The following is a 2676-nucleotide window of genomic DNA, read 5'->3' as shown; positions in this document are numbered from 1 at the left end:
CGTTGCTGCCGTGGACGAAACCTTCAAGAAAGCCCCCGCCTTCAAAGGCAAAAAAGGCCAGACCACGGATTTGCCGGGGATGAGTTAGGCTTTTTCTGGTTTCTCGCCATCATTTGGCTCCGTGCGTCATCCCGAGCGGGATGAAAGAAGGAGTGGTCATGAGGGGAAAGGGGCATGACCTCCGGTACAGCGTCAGTTAGCCCAGCGCACCCCGAAGCGGGTGCCAGATCGCAAAGCATTCCCGCATTCCTTGGATCAATTGCTGCCCCAATGATCCATGGGTGGAACTTATGTCCCAATCAGAAGACAATGATGCCTTCTCTATGTGGTGGTTGAAAGTTCCTAAAAATAATACTTGCCAACACCAATCCACCTCTGGCAAATATTCCCGCGCAGCACAACAAAACACGGCCAGGAGGCCCATAGGTATGCCAGAAGCAATCATAAGGCTCGATGACGGATGGAAACTGGGTGACGGGCATCATCTTGATGAACCACCGCACCTGCCGTTGCCTTCTGAAATGCCCACGCCCCGGCCAAAAGAGAAAGTTAAACATATGGACTACATACCACCGAAACGCAATGAACGCTTCTCCTGGTTGAAAAACCTCAGTGACAACGTTGTGGCCGAAGGTGCCAGGTTCGGCACCACCACGGCGGATGCCACCGAAACCAAGGCCCTGGCGGACGCCATCCTCACCGACATGGGCAACACCAACACGGCGGATACCGCCCTCAAAGCCGCCCGCCTGGTGGAGAAGAACATCGAGGCCGCCAACCTCGCCAAAATCCGCGCCAAAGTCCGCAACTGGAAGACGCTGCCCGGTTTCGCCAACTCCGGCAGCGAAGCCATGCTCAAGCTCAAGGGCGCGCCCGTCGCGTTTGAACCGGCCACTTACAAACCCCTCATCAAAGTCACCATCGAAGCCGGTCGCATCCAGATTGCCTTCGAGAAACTGGGCGTGGACGGCCTCGCCATCTACATGCGCCTGCGCGGCACTGCCAACTTTAAACGCATCGGCGTGGACACCGATTCCCCGTACTTCGACACCGGCCCGCTGGCCCAGCCCGGCGTCCCCGAAGTCCGCGAATACATGGCCCGTGGCCTGATCGGCGACGACGAAATCGGTTTGGACAGCGATATTGTCTCCCTCACCTACGCGGGATAACTTTATCAACCCATCCGTGTTATGCCATTTGATCCCAATGTCCCCGACGACCATGCGGAACTCACCGGCGCCATGTTTCGCGCCCAATTCAACGCCCTCAAGGCGGAGGTGGATGAACTGCGGGCGCAAATCGCCGCCCTCCCCGCTGGTCCGCCCGGCCCCCAAGGCATTCCCGGCAATGACGGCCAGCCCGGCCAGCAAGGGCCGATGGGAGAAATCAGCGCGCAGAATTTGGCAGACGCCATGAACAACCTCAGCGCGGCCCTCCTTGCCAACAGCAGCGGCAACAGCAACGGCGTGGCCACGATGGACTGGACCCTGAGCGATCCCGCGACGGCCTGGGAGTTGGGCACGATGTTTAATACCATCAATGGCTTGATCCTGGCCTTGCGCCGGTCGGCGTAAAACAGTTTAGCAGCACGTTGCTGCCCAACCCCGGAACTTCAGGTTCCGGGGCTTTTGTTTTTATTCCGGCGCGTTTTTCAGTTGTCAAATAACCCGGTTGCAGCGCATTCTCCCCGCATGGAAAACACGTTGTTCTACGGCGACAACCTCGATATTTTGCGCCGGTACATCAAGGACGAGTCGGTGGATTTGGTCTATCTCGATCCACCGTTCAACTCCGCGCAGACGTACAACGCCTTCTTCCAGGAAAAGGACGGCACCGCCGCCGCCAGCCAAATCCGCGCCTTTGAAGACACCTGGCATTGGAACACCGAGAGCGAGCGCACCTATCAGGAACTCGTCACCCGGCCGGGCAAAGTCAGCGAAGTCATGCAGGCCTTCCGCACGTTCCTTGGCCAAAACGACATGATGGCGTATCTGGCCATGATGGCCCCGCGCCTCGTCGAACTCCGCCGTGTTCTCAAGTCCACCGGCTCCCTCTATCTCCATTGCGACCCCACCGCCTCTCATTATCTAAAGCTCCTGCTCGATGCGGTGTTGGGCTTCGATTGCTACCGCAATGAAATTATCTGGATACGCTCCAATCCGAAAAGTCACATCTCCATCAACTTTCCAACGTGTACAGATACAATCCTGCGTTATTCCAAATCTGATAAATGCGTTTATCACCAACCCTACGAGGAGCATGACCCTGATTACGTCGAATCGGCCTATAAGTATGAGGATAAACAAGGCCGTTACCGTCTCCTGCCGTTGCTGAATCCCAACGACAATCGCCCGAATCTGACATACGAGTTTTTGGGTGTCACCCGCGTTTGGCGTTGGACGAAGGAACGCATGAAAAAGGCGTACAAGGATGGCGTTGTCGTTCAACTCAAGCCGGGGGCCGTGCCGCAATATAAAAAGTATCTGCATGACTCCAAAGGCAGAACGGTCACTAACTGCTGGAACATCCCCCAGGCTGCTGGCAACGAGGCACTCGGTTACCCTACCCAGAAACCCGTCGCCTTGCTTGAGCGTGTTATCAGCGCCAGCAGCAACCCCGGCGACGTGGTGCTTGATCCTTTTTGCGGCTGCGGGACAACGATTGACGCGGCACAGA

At 56.9% G+C, this 2676-nt stretch carries 3 protein-coding genes; all 3 read left to right on the top strand.

The annotated features are described in order from the left end of the window. The first annotated feature begins 557 nt into the window (after nucleotides 1–557). Nucleotides 558–1169, top strand: coding sequence for a hypothetical protein (locus WCO56_29475; protein ID MEI7733732.1), 612 nt, complete (start codon nucleotides 558–560; stop codon nucleotides 1167–1169). A 21-nt stretch (nucleotides 1170–1190) separates the two neighbouring features. Continuing rightward, nucleotides 1191–1574: a hypothetical protein gene (locus WCO56_29470; protein ID MEI7733731.1), complete on the top strand. Its 384-nt coding sequence runs from the start codon at nucleotides 1191–1193 to the stop codon at nucleotides 1572–1574. 117 nt (nucleotides 1575–1691) lie between these two features. After that, on the top strand, nucleotides 1692–2676 hold a 985-nt coding region (locus WCO56_29465; protein ID MEI7733730.1), incomplete at its 3' end, for a DNA methyltransferase.

The organism is Verrucomicrobiota bacterium, from assembly GCA_037139415.1.
Taxonomy (GTDB): domain Bacteria; phylum Verrucomicrobiota; class Verrucomicrobiia; order Limisphaerales; family Fontisphaeraceae; genus JBAXGN01.
The sequence above is the reverse complement of the archived record's forward strand: the minus strand, read 5'-3'. Positions and strand labels throughout refer to the sequence as shown.

Coding starts and splice junctions, on each gene's coding strand:
- WCO56_29470 (MEI7733731.1), top strand. CDS start 1,191: ATGCCATTTGATCCCAATGTCCCCGACGACCATGCGGAACTCACCGGC.
- WCO56_29475 (MEI7733732.1), top strand. CDS start 558: ATGGACTACATACCACCGAAACGCAATGAACGCTTCTCCTGGTTGAAA.